The sequence below is a fragment of the Betaproteobacteria bacterium genome, assembly GCA_016713305.1.
Classification (GTDB): domain Bacteria; phylum Pseudomonadota; class Gammaproteobacteria; order Burkholderiales.
The window spans coordinates 192950-206936 of sequence record JADJPK010000008.1 but is presented as its reverse complement, the minus strand read 5'-3'; the positions used below and the strand labels follow the sequence as shown (position 1 = coordinate 206936).

The 13987-nt window shown below is 64.9% G+C and carries 12 protein-coding genes and 1 pseudogene; 3 read left to right on the top strand and 10 right to left on the bottom strand.

Annotated elements, in window-relative coordinates; genetic code table 11:
• Position 1: 1 nt before the first annotated feature.
• From IPK20_11040 to urtA, 9 genes are all read right to left on the bottom strand, one after another.
• Complete coding sequence (locus IPK20_11040) at positions 2-697, bottom strand: urease subunit beta (GenBank protein ID MBK8017189.1); 696 nt, start codon at positions 695-697, stop codon at positions 2-4.
• An 88-nt stretch (positions 698-785) separates the two neighbouring features.
• Positions 786-1466 (bottom strand): urease accessory protein UreF, encoded by a 681-nt coding sequence (locus IPK20_11035; GenBank protein MBK8017188.1) that lies wholly within the window; start codon positions 1464-1466, stop codon positions 786-788.
• Positions 1463-1906, bottom strand: a complete 444-nt coding sequence (gene ureE / locus IPK20_11030) for an urease accessory protein UreE (protein ID MBK8017187.1) — start codon at positions 1904-1906, stop codon at positions 1463-1465. Before ureE ends, IPK20_11035 begins: the two co-directional genes overlap by 4 nt.
• A gap of 115 nt (positions 1907-2021) precedes the next feature.
• Entirely contained in the window at positions 2022-3062 is a 1041-nt protein-coding gene (locus tag IPK20_11025) for an aliphatic amidase (protein MBK8017186.1), read from the bottom strand.
• A 190-nt stretch (positions 3063-3252) separates the two neighbouring features.
• Positions 3253-3942 (bottom strand): urea ABC transporter ATP-binding subunit UrtE, encoded by a 690-nt coding sequence (gene urtE / locus IPK20_11020; protein MBK8017185.1) that lies wholly within the window; start codon positions 3940-3942, stop codon positions 3253-3255.
• 10 nt (positions 3943-3952) lie between these two features.
• The gene (gene urtD, locus IPK20_11015) at positions 3953-4690 is read right to left on the bottom strand and encodes an urea ABC transporter ATP-binding protein UrtD (protein MBK8017184.1); all 738 of its coding nucleotides are present in this window, start codon (positions 4688-4690) and stop codon (positions 3953-3955) included.
• Positions 4687-5886 (bottom strand): urea ABC transporter permease subunit UrtC, encoded by a 1200-nt coding sequence (gene urtC, locus IPK20_11010; GenBank protein ID MBK8017183.1) that lies wholly within the window; start codon positions 5884-5886, stop codon positions 4687-4689. Before urtC ends, urtD begins: the two co-directional genes overlap by 4 nt.
• Positions 5886-6788 (bottom strand): urea ABC transporter permease subunit UrtB, encoded by a 903-nt coding sequence (gene urtB / locus IPK20_11005; protein ID MBK8017182.1) that lies wholly within the window; start codon positions 6786-6788, stop codon positions 5886-5888. Before urtB ends, urtC begins: the two co-directional genes overlap by 1 nt.
• A 174-nt stretch (positions 6789-6962) precedes the next feature.
• Positions 6963-8153: an urea ABC transporter substrate-binding protein gene (urtA, locus tag IPK20_11000; protein ID MBK8017181.1), complete on the bottom strand. Its 1191-nt coding sequence runs from the start codon at positions 8151-8153 to the stop codon at positions 6963-6965.
• Positions 8154-8793: 640 nt separating this feature from the next.
• Between urtA and IPK20_10995 the strand changes: the two genes are divergently transcribed.
• The 3 genes and pseudogenes from IPK20_10995 to IPK20_10985 all read left to right on the top strand — a co-directional run bounded on the left by IPK20_10995 (position 8794) and on the right by IPK20_10985 (position 12250).
• Positions 8794-9954 carry a transporter substrate-binding domain-containing protein gene (locus IPK20_10995; GenBank protein ID MBK8017180.1) on the top strand — a complete coding sequence of 387 codons (1161 nt, stop codon included), beginning with the start codon at positions 8794-8796 and terminating at the stop codon, positions 9952-9954.
• Complete coding sequence (locus tag IPK20_10990) at positions 9951-10568, top strand: ANTAR domain-containing protein (protein MBK8017179.1); 618 nt, start codon at positions 9951-9953, stop codon at positions 10566-10568. The genes IPK20_10995 and IPK20_10990 overlap by 4 nt, the downstream gene beginning before the upstream one ends.
• Positions 10569-10640: 72 nt before the next feature.
• Positions 10641-12250 (top strand): annotated as a pseudogene (locus IPK20_10985) (cation:proton antiporter).
• Positions 12251-12277: 27 nt separating this feature from the next.
• On the opposite strand, the gene ureC reads toward IPK20_10985, so the two are convergent.
• Positions 12278-13984: an urease subunit alpha gene (gene ureC / locus IPK20_10980; GenBank protein MBK8017178.1), complete on the bottom strand. Its 1707-nt coding sequence runs from the start codon at positions 13982-13984 to the stop codon at positions 12278-12280.
• Positions 13985-13987: the final 3 nt, after the last annotated feature.

Sequence of the window (13987 nt, the reverse complement as noted above, 5' to 3'; positions counted from 1 at the left end):
CTTACGCTCCCTTGTAGCCGCGGCTGCGCGCAAGCTGCAGCGCCTGTTCCCGGATGATGTCGCTGCGGGTGGATCCGTTGGTGAGCCCGTTCAGGCCGTGGATCTCCCCGGTGCCGCCGAACGACACGAGATGGACCTCCTTCTCCTCGCCCGGCTCGAAGCGCACGGCCGTGCCGGCCGGGATGTCCAGGTGCATGCCGAACGCGGTCCCCCGGTCGAACTCGAGCGCCCGGTTGGCTTCGAAGAAGTGATAGTGGCTGCCGATCTGGATCGGCCGGTCGCCTGTGTTACGAGCCCTCAGAGTCGCGCGTCGCCGGCCCGCGTTGATCTCGATGTCGCCGTCGGCGGGAATGATCTCGCCGGGCACATGGGCGAGTTCCGCCGGCTTCCTGCCGGGCCGGATCGGATCGTGAACGGTCACGAGCTTCGTTCCGTCCGGAAATGTCGCTTCCACCTGCAGCACCGGCATCATGTCGCCGACACCGGGCATGACGTCATCGGTGGACAGGAGCGTGGAGCCGAAGCCGATGAGGTCGGCGACGGAACGGCCCTCGCGCGCGCCTTCGAGTATCTCGTCGGCGATGATCGCCGTCGCTTCCGGGTGGTTGAGCCTCAGCCCCTTCGCCCTCCGCTTGCGCGCAAGCTCCGCCGCGGTGTAGATGGTCAGTCTCTCGAGTTCGGTCGGTGTCAGCAGCATCTTCCCTTTCTCCTCGTTTCGTCTGCCGGCGCGACGTCGCGGCGCGCGAACCGCGCGCGCCGGACACAGCTGTCGGCAGGCCGCACGCTCAATTCGCGAACAGCCGTCCGCTTCCGGTTTCGTGTCGCATCATCGCGATCTCGGTCATGGGCACATAGGCGTGCAAACCGTCTTCTTCCGCCGTTGCCGACGATGCGAGACCGTCCGCCCGGTCGCGCTGTGCGGCCAGGATTCTCTGCGCATCCATGTGGCCGATCAGGCCGACGCGCAGCGCAGCGCTCACGATTCCGACGGCCACTCCGTAGGCAGACAGCGCACACACAGCCGGTCCGCTCAAGCCCGTGGCACGCCCGATCAGTCCCTGCATGGCGGCCATCTGGCCCGGCACCTCGCCACGCTGCACGCGTTCGCGGTAGGCGGCCGCTCCTGGCGTGCCCAGCTCGGCGTGAACCTTGAGCAGCGCGGCGCCGATCCGCCGGCCGCCTTCGCGGGCTTCACGCGCGAGCGTGCCGGCCTCTACCTCTTGATCCACGGCCGCGACGCGGTCGAGATCGCCGTTCGCGCGATAGGCGGCCATTACGGCCGGCCGGTCGAAGGTCGACCAGCGTTGATCGATCTGCCCGGCCACGAATCCGGCAACGTCCTGCGCGTTGCGCAGACGGCCATCTGCCCGCAGCGTCTCGAGCCCCCACGAGAACGACGCAGCGCCGGTGGGGAAGAAACTGTCCCCCCATTGCAGCAGCGCGAACGCCTCGGCCATTCCCGTCATCGGATCTCCGCGACGCGACCGTCGGCCAGCAGATGGTCGAGGCGGGTCAGGTAGTCTTGACGGGGGCCTTCCATGGACACGTGCAGATATTCGCCGACGAAGCGCACCTTCCAGTGCATGTTGCCGCAGAAGTAACCGAGTTCCAGCGCGGCGGCGGCGTCCCGTGGTGCGAGCGCGAGCCATTGCGGCTCGTCCAGCCGCACGACGATCGCTCGATCTTCCTCCAGCAACAGCACGGCGCCGTTCGACAGGGCTTCGGAACGGTCCAGCATGATGCCGACTTCCGTGCCCCCACTGGTGAACGCGTGCAGCCGCTTGCGCGCGATGTCGGCCCGCTTCAGCACGAGTGTCTCGACCTTGCCCGAATGCTCGAGCCGGTGCAGCGCCTCCGCCAGCTTCCCGTCGCTCGCATTGCCAAGTACCTGCGTGAGACGCAGCATCTGGAGCAGATCCTTCCTGTTCGTTGACGGCAGCACCCTGCGTGAACCGGATGCTCCCGTCAAGGCACACGGGCACAACGGCAGGCCCGCCCGCCGTTGTGCCTTCCGTCCGCTGTTACTTGTGGACCGTCGTCTTCGGATTGGGAATGCCGTCCATCGGACATTCCTCGGTACCCACGGTCGAGCGGGTGATCGCCTCGACCATCTCCCTCGTGCCTTCCGGATCCGTGATCCACTTCTTGTAGAAGTCGTAAGGGCACTGCGCCACGCCCTCGTCGCCTTCGCGCGAGTTGATCTTGCCGGTGTAGCCGCGATGCAGGAGCTTGAAGAGGTGGTTCTCGGACTGGCCGTTCTTGCGCGCGTCCCGGATCAGGCTCTTGGACAGCGCCGCGTACTGGATTCCGTACTCCTCCTCGCCGCACTCGCCGAGTGTCCGGCCATCGAAACCGATGATCGCCGAGTGACCGAAGTACGAGTACACGCCGTCGAAGCCGGCCGCATTGGCCACGGCCACGTAGGAGTTGTTGGCCCAGGCCATGGCTTTGGCCATGATCACCTGCTGATCCTTGGCGGGATACATGTAGCCCTGGCAACGCACGATCAGTTCCGCGCCCTTCATGGCGCAGTCCCGCCAGATCTCGGGATAGTTGCCGTCGTCGCAGATGATGAGCGAGATCTTGAGACCCTTGGGTCCTTCCGACACGTACGTGCAGTTGCCCGGATACCAGCCCTCGATGGGCACCCAGGGCATGATCTTGCGGTACTTCTGCACGACCTCGCCCTTGTCGTTCATGAGGATCAGCGTGTTGTAGGGCGCCTTGTTCGGATGCTCCTCGTGGCGTTCGCCCGTCAGGGAGAACACGCCCCACACCTTGGCCTTGCGGCACGCGTCGGCGAAGATGGCCGTCTCCTCGCCGGGGCAGGTCGAGGCGGTCTCGTACATCTCCTTGCTGTCGTACATGATCCCGTGCGTGCTGTACTCGGGGAAGATCACGAGATCCATCCCGGGCAGGCCGACCTTCATGCCCACGATCATGTCGGCGATCTTGCGCGCGTTGTCGAGCACTTCTGCCTTGGTGTGCAGCCGAGGCATCTTGTAGTTGACGACTGCCACGCCGACGGCGTCGTTACTGCTGGAAATATCTCCGTGCATCATTTCGCATACTCCTCAAACGTCGTTGGTCGGAACCGGAGAACCCCTCCCCCGGTCACATCGCGCTTCACCTTTCGCCACCCGGCCGCGCGAGGCCGGCCTGCCGCTCACCGGCAGGGGCGCTGCTCCTTGAAACCGGTCGAGCCGCCGCGTCTCGCGGCTCCCGGCACCGCCGCCATCGCAGGTGGCGTCTTCAGACCGTGAGATAGCGGTGGATCTTGTCCTGGTCCGCCGTCTCCTTCGTTTCCTCGTAGACGAACTCGCCCTTCTCGATGATGAGGAACCTGTCGGCCACCTCCATGGCGAAGGACAGCACCTGTTCGGACACCACCAGCGAGAAGCCCCGATCGCCCTTGAGCTTGTTCAGCGCGCGTGCGATGTCCTTGATGATCGAAGGCTGGATGCCTTCGGTGGGCTCGTCGAGGATCAGCACCTTGGGGTTGCTGACGAGAGCCCGCGCGATGGCGAGTTGCTGCTGCTGGCCGCCGGACAGGTTGCCTCCCCGGCGGCCCTTCATCTCGTCCAGCACCGGAAACACTTCGTAGATGTACTTCGGCACGCGTTTGTCTGCGACGTTCTCCATGCCGGTGAGGATGTTCTCCTCCACCGTCAGGTACGGAAAGATCATCCGGCCCTGCGGCACGAAGCCCATGCCGGCGGCCACGCGGCCGTAGCTGGGAAGACGCGAGACATCGCTTCCGGACAGGGTGACCCTCCCGGCACGCGCAGGGAGCATGCCGATCAGCGACTTGAGCAGCGTGCTCTTGCCCATGCCGTTGCGGCCCATGATCGCGACGGTCTCGCCGTCCTTCACCCCGAACGAGACGTTGCGGATGACATGGCTTTCGCCGTAGTAGACGTTCAATGCTTCGACGTTCAGCACGGCAAGCCTCTCAATGGCCCAGATAGACTTCTTTCACCCGCTCGTGGGCCTGGACCTGGTCCATGCTTCCTTCGGCGAGCAGCTTGCCCTGGTGCAGCACCGTGACCTTGTGGGCGATCATGCGGACGAATGCCATGTCGTGCTCGATGACGACGATGGACCGGCCCTTGGAGATTCCGTTCAGCAACTCCGCGGTCTGCTCGCGCTCCCTGGGGCTCATGCCCGCCACCGGTTCGTCGAGCAGCAACAGCTCCGGGTCCTGCATGAGGAGCATGCCGATCTCCAGCCACTGCTTCTGTCCGTGGCTCAGCTGGCCCGCCTTGTGGCGCAGAACCTCGTGCAGGAAGATCTGCTCGGCCACCTGATCGATCTTGGCCATGAGGTCGCCGTCGCGCCTGAAGAAGAGCGAACCCATCAGGCCCCGCTTCTTCGGGTACGAGATCTCCAGGTTCTCGAAGACGGTGAGGTCCTCGTACACGCTCGGGTTCTGGAACTTGCGGCCGACGCCCACGCGGGTGATCTGGTACTCGATCATGTGGGTCAGGTCCAGATTCTTGAACTTGACCGTCCCGCCGGTCGGTTTCGTCTTGCCGCAGATCATGTCGAGCAGGGTCGTCTTGCCTGCGCCGTTGGGGCCGATGACACAGCGAAGCTCATCCTTCTCCACGTAGAAGTTGAGCCCATCCACGGCCTTGAAGCCGTCGAACGAAACGGTCAGGTCCTCGACCGCGAGAATGTTCTCGCTCATTTGCCGCTCCCTGTCTGGTCAGCCAGCGCCGCTCCGGTCGCAGGCGTGGCCGCGATGTCGCCGTGAAGCGCGGGGGCGGCCTGCTTGTGCTTGCCCCGGATGCGGTCGAGCAGCCCCGCCAGTCCGTCGGGCAGGAACATGACGATGATCACGAAGAGCAGCCCGATGAAGTACATCCAGTACTCCACGAAGTTCTCCGAGAAGAAGGTCTTCGCCGACCCCACCAGCACGGCGCCGTACACCGCCCCCACGAGGGAAAGGCGCCCGCCGACCGCGGCGTAGATCACCATCTCCACCGAGGGCACGATCCCCACGAGAGACGGCGACGCGAGCCCGACCTGGATGGTGAACATGGCGCCACCCAGCGACGAGAACATCGCGGCCACGGCGAAGATGAACGCCTTGAACAGGGCCGGGTCGTAGCCGGAGAAGCGCACGCGGTCCTCGCGGTCGCGAATGGCCACCAGCACCTTTCCAAGGCGGCTGCGGAGGATGAAAGTCCCCACGATCACGCACAGGAGCAGCAGGACGCAGGTGATGTAGTACATCGCCACCTTCACCTTGTCCTCGTCCAGGTTGACTCCCATGAAGGTGCGGAAATCGTTGATGCCGTTCACGCCGCCTGTCACGCCCTGCTGTCCGATGATGACGATCGCCAGGATGGCGGACAGCGCCAGCGTCACGATGGAGAAGTACACGTCGCCGATGCGGCGCCGGAAGTTGGCATAGGCCAGCACGAAGGCGAGCAACGGCGGGAGGAGCACGATCGCCGGGATCGTGAACCACACGTGATGGAACGGCTCCCACCACCACGGCAGCGATTCCACGCTGTTCCACACCATGAAGTCGGGCAGGTTCGATCCGAAGAACGCCGAGAGCGCCTGAGCCGAACTGTCCGCCGATGTGGACTCGAGCTTGAGGAACATGGCCATCATGTAGCTCCCCAGCCCGAAGAACACGCCCTGGCCCAGGCTCAGGATCCCGCCGTAGCCCCAGATGAGCACGATCCCCACGGCACAGAACGACAGCGACAGATACTTGGCCGCCAGGCCGAGCCGGAAGATGTCGAGGGACAGTGGAACCACGGCCAGCAGCAGCACGGCCAGGATGAGAATGGCGTACTTGTCGAGAAAGCCGCGGCTGACCGGCGCGGTGGCCGCGGCGAACGCGGCACCCTTGTCGATGGACGGTCTCATCAGCGTCTCACCTTGGTGGCGAAGAGTCCGTTCGGACGGAAGTACAGCACGACGATCACCAGCAGCAGAATGCTCGCTCGTGCCATGGATCCGCTGATCCCGTATTCGAACCAGGACTGCATCTGGCCGATGATGAAGGCCGAGGAAATGGTGCCGAGCAGGCTCTCCACGCCGCCGAACACCACGACGATGAACGTGTCGACGATGTACTGCTGGCCGGTGGTGGGCCCGGTGGAGGCCAGCATGGTGAAGGAGCTGCCGGCAATGCCTGCCAGTCCGCAACCCAGGGCGAACGTGTAGGCGTCCACCTTGGTCGTGTTGATGCCCGCTGCGCCCGCCATCGCGCGGTTCTGCGTCACCGCACGGATGCGCAGGCCCTGCCGCGTGCGGAACAGGAGCCAATACACGGCAGCTGCGGTGACGATGGCCAGTCCGATGATGAACATCCGCGACAGCGGAAGCGCGATGCCTTCGCTCGCCTGCCACGCGCCCTGCAGCCAGGACACCGTGGGCACCTCCACCTCCTTGGAGTTGATGAACTGCCGGTAGATCTGCTGCAGGATGAGGCTCAGCCCCCAAGTGGCCAGCAGCGTGTCCAGCGGCCGCTTGTACAGGAAGCGTATGAGGCCCCGCTCCAGAACGAAGCCGAAAATGCTGGTGACGACGAAGGCCAGGACAATTCCGACGAAGATGTAGATGCCCATGAGTTCCGGCATGTACCGCTGGAAGAACAGGGACACGCCATAGCTCACGTATGCCCCCATGGCCATCAACTCGCCGTGCGCCATGTTGATGACGCCCATGAGACCGAAGACGATCGCGAGCCCCAGCGCCATCAGCATGAGGATCGTGAAGATGGACAGGCCGGTGAATGCCTGCATGGCCAGCATGTCGAGATTCATGACGTCAGTCTTCCCCGAAGCGATCCGGTGCCGCTCAGTCATATGCGTTCGGTGGGTCGGTGAGTCGCGCACGCCGGACGAACGTCTGGCGTACGCAGCCACCGCCGTTCACTACCGCCGCGGACGCACCCGTCGGGTTGCGTCCGCGGCACTGCCTTTACAGCAAGACCGGCATTACAGCTTGGGGAACGGGTTCGGCTCGATGAGCGGCGATTCGTAGATCATGTCCACCTGGCCGTCGGGACGGAACGCACCGATGCGTGCGTGCTTCCACAGGTGGTGGTTGGAGGCGTGGAACTTGATCTTGCCTTCCGGACCATCGAACTCGAGGTTCGACGAGGCGGCGACGACCTTCTCCACCTCGAAGCTCTTCGCCTTCTCGGCAGCCATCTTCCACAGGTACACGGAGGTGTAGCCGCAGGACAGCGTGTCGCCCGTCACGCGGCCGGCGCCGTACTTGGCCTTGAAGGCCTTCACGAACTTCTCGTTCGCGGGATTCTTCAGGCTCTGGAAGTAGCCCATGCAGGTGAGCGTGCCGGCCGTGTTGTCGGCGCCGATGCCGGAGACTTCCTCCTCGGACACGGCAAGCGACAGGATCGTCTGGTTCTTGCCCGTGATGCCCGCGGCGGTGAGCTGCTTGAAGAACGCCACGTTCGAACCGCCCACGACGCAGTTCAGGATGACGTCAGGCTTGGCCGCCTTGATCTTGTTGATCTCGGACGAGAACTCGATGTGGCCGAGCGGGTAGTAACCTTCGCCGGCGAGCTTGCCGCCCAGGCGAGCGAGTGTCGCCTTGGCGATCTTGATCGTGGTGCGCGGCCAGATGTAGTCCGACCCGATCATGTAGAAGCTCTTGCCCTTGTTCTTGGTCAGCCATTCCATGGCGGCGATCACGGACTGTGTCGCTTCCTGGGCCGTGTACATGATGTTGGGCGACTGCTCCAGGCCCTCGTAGTACGTCGGGTAGTACAGCAGACCCTTCAGCTTCTCGAACACCGGCAGCACGGCCTTGCGCGATGCGGACGTATAGCAGCCCATCACCGACGCGACCTTGTCCTTCTCCAGCAGCTTGCGCGCCTTCTCCGCGAACGTCGGCCAGTCGCTGGCGCCGTCCTCGACGACTGCCTCGATCTTCGCGCCCATCACGCCGCCCGCCTTGTTGATCTCCTCGATCGCCAGCATTTCGGCATCGACCACCGACTTCTCGGCAATCGCGATGGTGCCCGTCAGCGAGTGGAGGATACCCACCTTCACGCTGTCTGCCGCACCGGCCGACCGGATGTTGATCATCGGGAATGGCAACGCGCTCGCGGCCGCGATCGCGGTGGACGTCTTGATGAACTTCCGCCTGTTCAGATTGCTCACCGTTCTTCCCCTTTCCTGGTTGGATGGATGAAACACTTGCCTGCTTGCCTGCCTGCAACGCACGGAACCGGATTGCCCACCCGCCGGACCGCAAAAAAACCCGCACACCGAACGCGTCGGTGTGCGGGCTTTGCCGGTGCGCCGACCAGACACCTTTGTCTCGATCAGCACGAATTCCAAACTGCATACAGACTTTCATGGCACGTAAACCTTGTCAAGCTTCGTGCCTTCCGACGCACTTCCATTGCAAGAGGCGGACCTGCAGTTGCTGCGACGCGACGAAATTCCGGACAGCCCCGGGGCAACGGCAGGCGCGCGCTCGCAATGCGTTATGCCGAGGGCACTTTCGTCTCGGAGCGTCCGGCATGGCTGTTCCCGCGGCTCTCCTGCTCAGCTCTTTTGTGCGGCACGTCATTGGTGCATCATCCCGTTCGAACGCCCCACGATCGAGCCGCGGCGCGGGGAGAGGACGAGTGCGCGAGACCCGCCACGAACGATTCGCCGGCACGTTCGGCAACTCGACAAACGGACCGGCTCTTGCTAACAATTGCGGCACGCACGGACACCATTGCCCACCCGCCCGCCCTGCGCAAAGACGCGCATCGGGCACATGCCGCGAGACTCCAATGAACAACGGCACATGACTTCATCCCATCACGACCCGATTCGCATCGGTGTCCTGTTCTCGGAAACCGGGGTCACCTCGGTCATCGAGACCTCCCAGCGGATCGGTACGATGCTCGCCGTGGAAGAGATCAACGCGGCGGGCGGCGTTCAGGGCCGCGAACTCCAGGTGCGGTCCTACGATCCGCAGTCGCGTCCGTCGCTCTACCGGGCGCTCGCCGAAAAGCTGATCATCGACGACGGCATCCGCGTCATCGCCGGCTGCTACATGTCCAGCACGCGCAAGGCCGTCATTCCGGTGCTGGAGCGCTGGAATGCACTGCTGCTCTATCCCACGCTGTACGAAGGCTTCGAGTATTCGCGCAACGTCTTCTACACCGGTGCCGCGCCCAATCAGAACAGCGTCCAGCTCGCCGAGTACATGACGCGCAAGTTCGGTTCGCGCGTCTTCATGGTCGGCTCGGACTACGTGTATCCCTACGAATCCAACCGCATCATGAGCGACCTCGTGCTGGAGCGCGGCGGAGAGAAGATCTCGGAGCACTATCTTCCGCTCGAGGCGACGCAGGCCGACTACGACGCAATGATCCGGCTGGTGAAGAATGCCGGTCCGGACTTCATCTTCTCGACGGTCGTCGGCGAGGGCACCGCCATGCTCTATCGGGCGTATCGCGAGGCGAAGCTGGATCCCTCGCGCATGCCCATCGCGAGCCTCACGACGTGCGAGGCGGAGGTCCGGCAGATGGGTGCCGCGCTCGCCGAAGGCCACATCACGTCCGCGCCGTACTTCCACAGTCTGGAGACGCCTGCGAATCAGCGCACGACGGGGGCGCTGCAGCGGCGGTTCGGGGGCGAACAGATGGCGAACCAGTGCCTGGAAGCAGCGTACTTCCAGATCCATCTGCTGGCCGATGCCATGAGCCGCGCGGATCCCGACGACATCGACTCGCTGCAGCGAGCGTTGCCCGGTTCCGAGTTCGACGCTCCGCAAGGCCGCGTGCGCATCGACGAGCAGAACCATCACACGCATCTGTATCCGCGCATCGGACGCGTCAACGCCAGAGGGCAGTTCGACATTCTGGAAGAGACCAGGGAGCGTGTCCGACCCGATCCATATCTCGTTTCCCACACGCTGCAGGACTGGTCGGTCAGAACCGGCCTGAGATCGAGCGCATGAAGACGCCTCCGACCGGCACCTCCCGTCTGCTGCGGGATCTGCGGTCGCTGAATGTCGTGGTGTTCCACCCCGACGATACGGACGGGCAGGAACTCATTGCCCAGCTGCGCCGCATCGGCTGCCGGGTGAAGGCCTTCTGGCCTCCCCGGGAGCGGCTTCCCGAGGACGCGGATCTCGTGTTCCTGGCCGTGCGTCCCGAGGTGGCTTCGTTCGAGCCCGGCTGGGTCAAGCGCGAGGACTCGCCCCCGGTCATCGTGGTGGTCAACTACGAGAACCCCACCATGGTGGAAAGCGTGCTGCGGATGAACGCCTCCGGCGTCGTCGCCTCGCCCGTGAAGTCCTTCGGCCTGCTTACCGCCATCGTCGTCGCGCGCAGCCAGGCGGAACGGGAACGCGATCGTCTGCGCTACATCTCCAAGCTCGAGCAGCGCCTGGCGAGCCAGCGCAAGCTCGCGAAAGCCAAGACCATCCTCATGCAGACCCGTGCCGTGAGCGAGGAAGAAGCCTACCGGCTCATCCGGGAGCAGGCCATGACCAAGCGCGTCACGACCGAGGAGATCGCGGACGCCATCATCAACGCCAACGACATTCTCTCCTTCGAAGGCAAGGCTTGACCGGCGCCCTGCCGGCCGCAGAACACTTGTGCAACGTCCGCCGCCGCGTCGAATGCGGACTGCGCCGGTTCCATTCTTGACCGTCCCGCCGTCCCCTCCCGTTTTCGCGGGCAGCCAGGCGGGCCCGGATCTCCTCCCATCGCCACGATTCTCCGTTTCCCTTGCGGGCGGCCCCGCGGCGTTCGCGAACGGTGTGCCATTCCCGCGGATTGCGATGGAAACTGCCAGGAACATCGAGGGGGCTCGGCAGTCGAACGCGGGCTCACCGCGTTGGGTGCCGTCACGGCGCTGTGGTGGGGATGGACCAGTGGCGGAGCGCTGGTCTTCGGCCTGGCCCTGTCGGTCGCCAGCACGGTGGTGCTGCTTCGCGCGCTCGAGTCGCGCGGACAGATCGATTCCGTCAACGGGCGCATCGCCGTCGGCTGGCTGGTGGTCGAGGATCTCGTGATGGTGCTGGTGCTGGTGCTGCTGCCCTCCGTTGCAGCCATGACATCGCCGGGCGAGTCCACCGGCAGCGTGGAAGACGGTGAGCCCTGTGGCTCCTTCTGGCGATCACTCTCGGCAAGGTGGCGGCCTTCGTCGTCCTCATGCTGGTGGCGGGCAAGCGTCTGCTGCCGCGTCTGCTGTGGATCATCGCGAAGACCGGTTCGCGCGAGCTCTTCACGCTGTGCGTGATCGCCGCTGCCGTGGGGGTGGCCTATGGTTCGGCGCATATGTTCGGCGTTTCGTTCGCGCTCGGCGCGTTCTTCGCCGGCATGATGATGCGCGAATCCGAGCTGAGCCACCGCGCTGCGGAGGAGTCGCTGCCGTTGCGGGATGCGTTCTCCGTCCTGTTCTTCGTCTCCGTCGGCATGCTGTTCGATCCGATGATTCTCCTGGACGAACCGCTCCGCGTGCTGGCCGTCGTGGCGATCATCGTCATAGGCAAGACACTGGCTGCCATCGCACTCGTTCTGGCCTTCCGCTATCCGCTCACGACGGCGCTTACCGTGGGGGCGAGCCTGGCGCAGATCGGCGAGTTCTCGTTCATCCTCGCGGGGCTCGGTACCACGCTCGGATGGTTGCCCCCCGAGGGCAACAGCCTGATCCTGGCAGGCGCCCTGATCTCGATGTCGCTGAACCCCTTCCTCTTCTCGGCGGTGGAGCCGGTGCAGGCCTTCATCCGCCGCAATTCCGCGTTCGCGCGCAGACTGGAGCAGCCTGACGATCCGCTCGCGACACTGCCTTACACCGTGGACGAGCGGCAATTGACGGGTCAGGTGGTCCTCGTGGGCTACGGTCGAATCGGCCGGCGTGTCGCGAGACTGCTGGACGAGGCTCGCGTTCCGCACGTCATCGCCGAGCAGAAGCGCGACGCCGTGGAGGAACTGCGCAAGGCCGGAAAGCCGGCGGTGGCAGGAGATGCTGCCGAAGCCGGGGTGCTCATCCAGGCCCACATCGCGCGCGCGGCGGTGCTGATCATCACCACGCCGGACACTCTCGCGTCACGCCGCATGGTGGACACGGCCCGGGCACTCAATCCGGGCATCGAGGTGGCGCTGGTCGTGCCAAACGGAGAGGAAGCGCGCAGGATCTCCCGCGACGGCACCGGGGAAGTCTTTCTCGCCGAGGAGACACAGGCGCGCGCGATGACGGATCACGTACTCGCGCGCATGGGGATCGCCGCAGACGCTCGGGCATGACGCACGAGCGCCGCGGACATATCGGCCTCAGAAGAGGAAGTACCGCTGCGCCATGGGCAGCACCTTGGCGGGTTCGCACGTGAGCAGCTGCCCGTCCGCGCGCACTTCGTAGGTCTGCGTGTTCACTTCCATGCGGGGCATGGCACCGTTGAAGGGCAGGTCGCGCTTGCCGATCGCCCGCGTGCCGCGGACGGCGACGAGCCGCTTGCCCAGACCCAGCTGCCGTCCCACGTCCGCCGCCAGCGCGGCGCCCGAGACGAAGGTCACGCTGGTCGTGTTCAGCGCCCGGCCGAAGGCGGCGAACATCGGCCGGAAATGCACGGGCTGTGGCGTGGGAATGGAGGCATTTGGGTCGCCCATGGCCGCGGCGGCAATGGCGCCACCCTTCAGCACCATGCTGGGCTTCACGCCGAAGAACGCGGGCTTCCACAACACGAGATCCGCGAGCTTGCCCGGCTCCACGGAACCGACTTCGTGCGCGATGCCGTGCGTCAGGGCTGGATTGATCGTGTACTTCGCCACGTAGCGCTTGATGCGCACGTTGTCGTTGCCGCCCGTTTCCTCCGGCAACGCGCCGCGTTGCGCCTTCATCTTGTGCGCGGTCTGCCAGGTGCGGATGATGACCTCGCCCACGCGGCCCATCGCCTGCGAGTCCGACGACATCATGCTGATCGCGCCCATGTCGTGGAGGATGTCCTCCGCCGCGATGGTCTGCGCCCGGATCCGCGATTCGGCAAAGGCGACGTCTTCCGGAATGCCTGCGTCCAGGTGATGGCACACCATGAGCATGTCGAGGTGTTCCTCGAGCGTGTTCACGGTGAACGGGCGCGTCGGATTGGTGGACGAGGGCAGGACGTTGCCCTCCCTCACCACCTTGATGATGTCCGGCGCGTGACCGCCTCCGGCGCCTTCGGTGTGGAACGTGTGGATCGTGCGCCCCTTGAACGCGGCGATGGTCGTCTCGACGAAGCCCGATTCGTTCAACGTATCGGTATGGATCGCCACCTGCACGTCGGTCCGGTCCGCCACGGCCAGACACGCATCGATGGCCGCCGGGGTGGTGCCCCAGTCCTCGTGCAGCTTGAGCCCCATGGCACCCGCCGCGACCTGCTCTTCCAGGGGGCCTGGGAGGCTGACGTTCCCCTTGCCCATGAAGCCCAGGTTCATGGGGAACGCCTCGGCCGCCTCCAGCATGCGGTGGATATGCCACGGTCCGGGTGTGCACGTCGTCGCGTTCGTGCCCGTGGCAGGCCCCGTGCCTCCGCCAAGCATGGATGTCACGCCCGACATCAGCGCTTCTTCGATCTGTTGCGGGCAGATGAAGTGGATGTGCGTATCGATACCGCCCGCCGTGACGATCATGCCTTCGCCGGCGATGACTTCCGTCGCGCCGCCCACGGGAATCGTCACGCCGGGCTGCACGTCGGGATTGCCCGCCTTGCCGATCTTCCAGATGCGCCCACCCTTCAGGCCGACGTCCGCCTTGACGATGCCCGTGTGATCGACGATGAGCGCGTTGGTGATGACCGTGTCCGCCACCTCCGCGGCGCCACGCTGACCCTGACCCATGCCGTCGCGGATGACCTTGCCGCCGCCGAATTTGACTTCCTCGCCGTAGATCGTGAGGTCCTTCTCCACCTCGAGCCAGAGATCGGTGTCGGCAAGGCGCACCCTGTCGCCCACCGTGGGACCGTACATGCCCGCATACGCGGCGCGATCGATTCTGTTGGCCATGGC

What these genes read in the sequence shown, in the direction of transcription:
- IPK20_11040 (MBK8017189.1), bottom strand. Translation starts at nt 697, where the DNA reads ATGCTGCTGACACCGACCGAACTCGAGAGACTGACCATCTACACCGCG.
- IPK20_11035 (MBK8017188.1), bottom strand. Translation starts at nt 1,466, where the DNA reads ATGACGGGAATGGCCGAGGCGTTCGCGCTGCTGCAATGGGGGGACAGT.
- ureE (MBK8017187.1), bottom strand. Translation starts at nt 1,906, where the DNA reads ATGCTGCGTCTCACGCAGGTACTTGGCAATGCGAGCGACGGGAAGCTG.
- IPK20_11025 (MBK8017186.1), bottom strand. Translation starts at nt 3,062, where the DNA reads ATGATGCACGGAGATATTTCCAGCAGTAACGACGCCGTCGGCGTGGCA.
- urtD (MBK8017184.1), bottom strand. Translation starts at nt 4,690, where the DNA reads ATGAGCGAGAACATTCTCGCGGTCGAGGACCTGACCGTTTCGTTCGAC.
- urtC (MBK8017183.1), bottom strand. Translation starts at nt 5,886, where the DNA reads ATGAGACCGTCCATCGACAAGGGTGCCGCGTTCGCCGCGGCCACCGCG.
- urtB (MBK8017182.1), bottom strand. Translation starts at nt 6,788, where the DNA reads ATGAATCTCGACATGCTGGCCATGCAGGCATTCACCGGCCTGTCCATC.
- IPK20_10995 (MBK8017180.1), top strand. Translation starts at nt 8,794, where the DNA reads ATGACTTCATCCCATCACGACCCGATTCGCATCGGTGTCCTGTTCTCG.
- IPK20_10990 (MBK8017179.1), top strand. Translation starts at nt 9,951, where the DNA reads ATGAAGACGCCTCCGACCGGCACCTCCCGTCTGCTGCGGGATCTGCGG.
- ureC (MBK8017178.1), bottom strand. Translation starts at nt 13,984, where the DNA reads ATGGCCAACAGAATCGATCGCGCCGCGTATGCGGGCATGTACGGTCCC.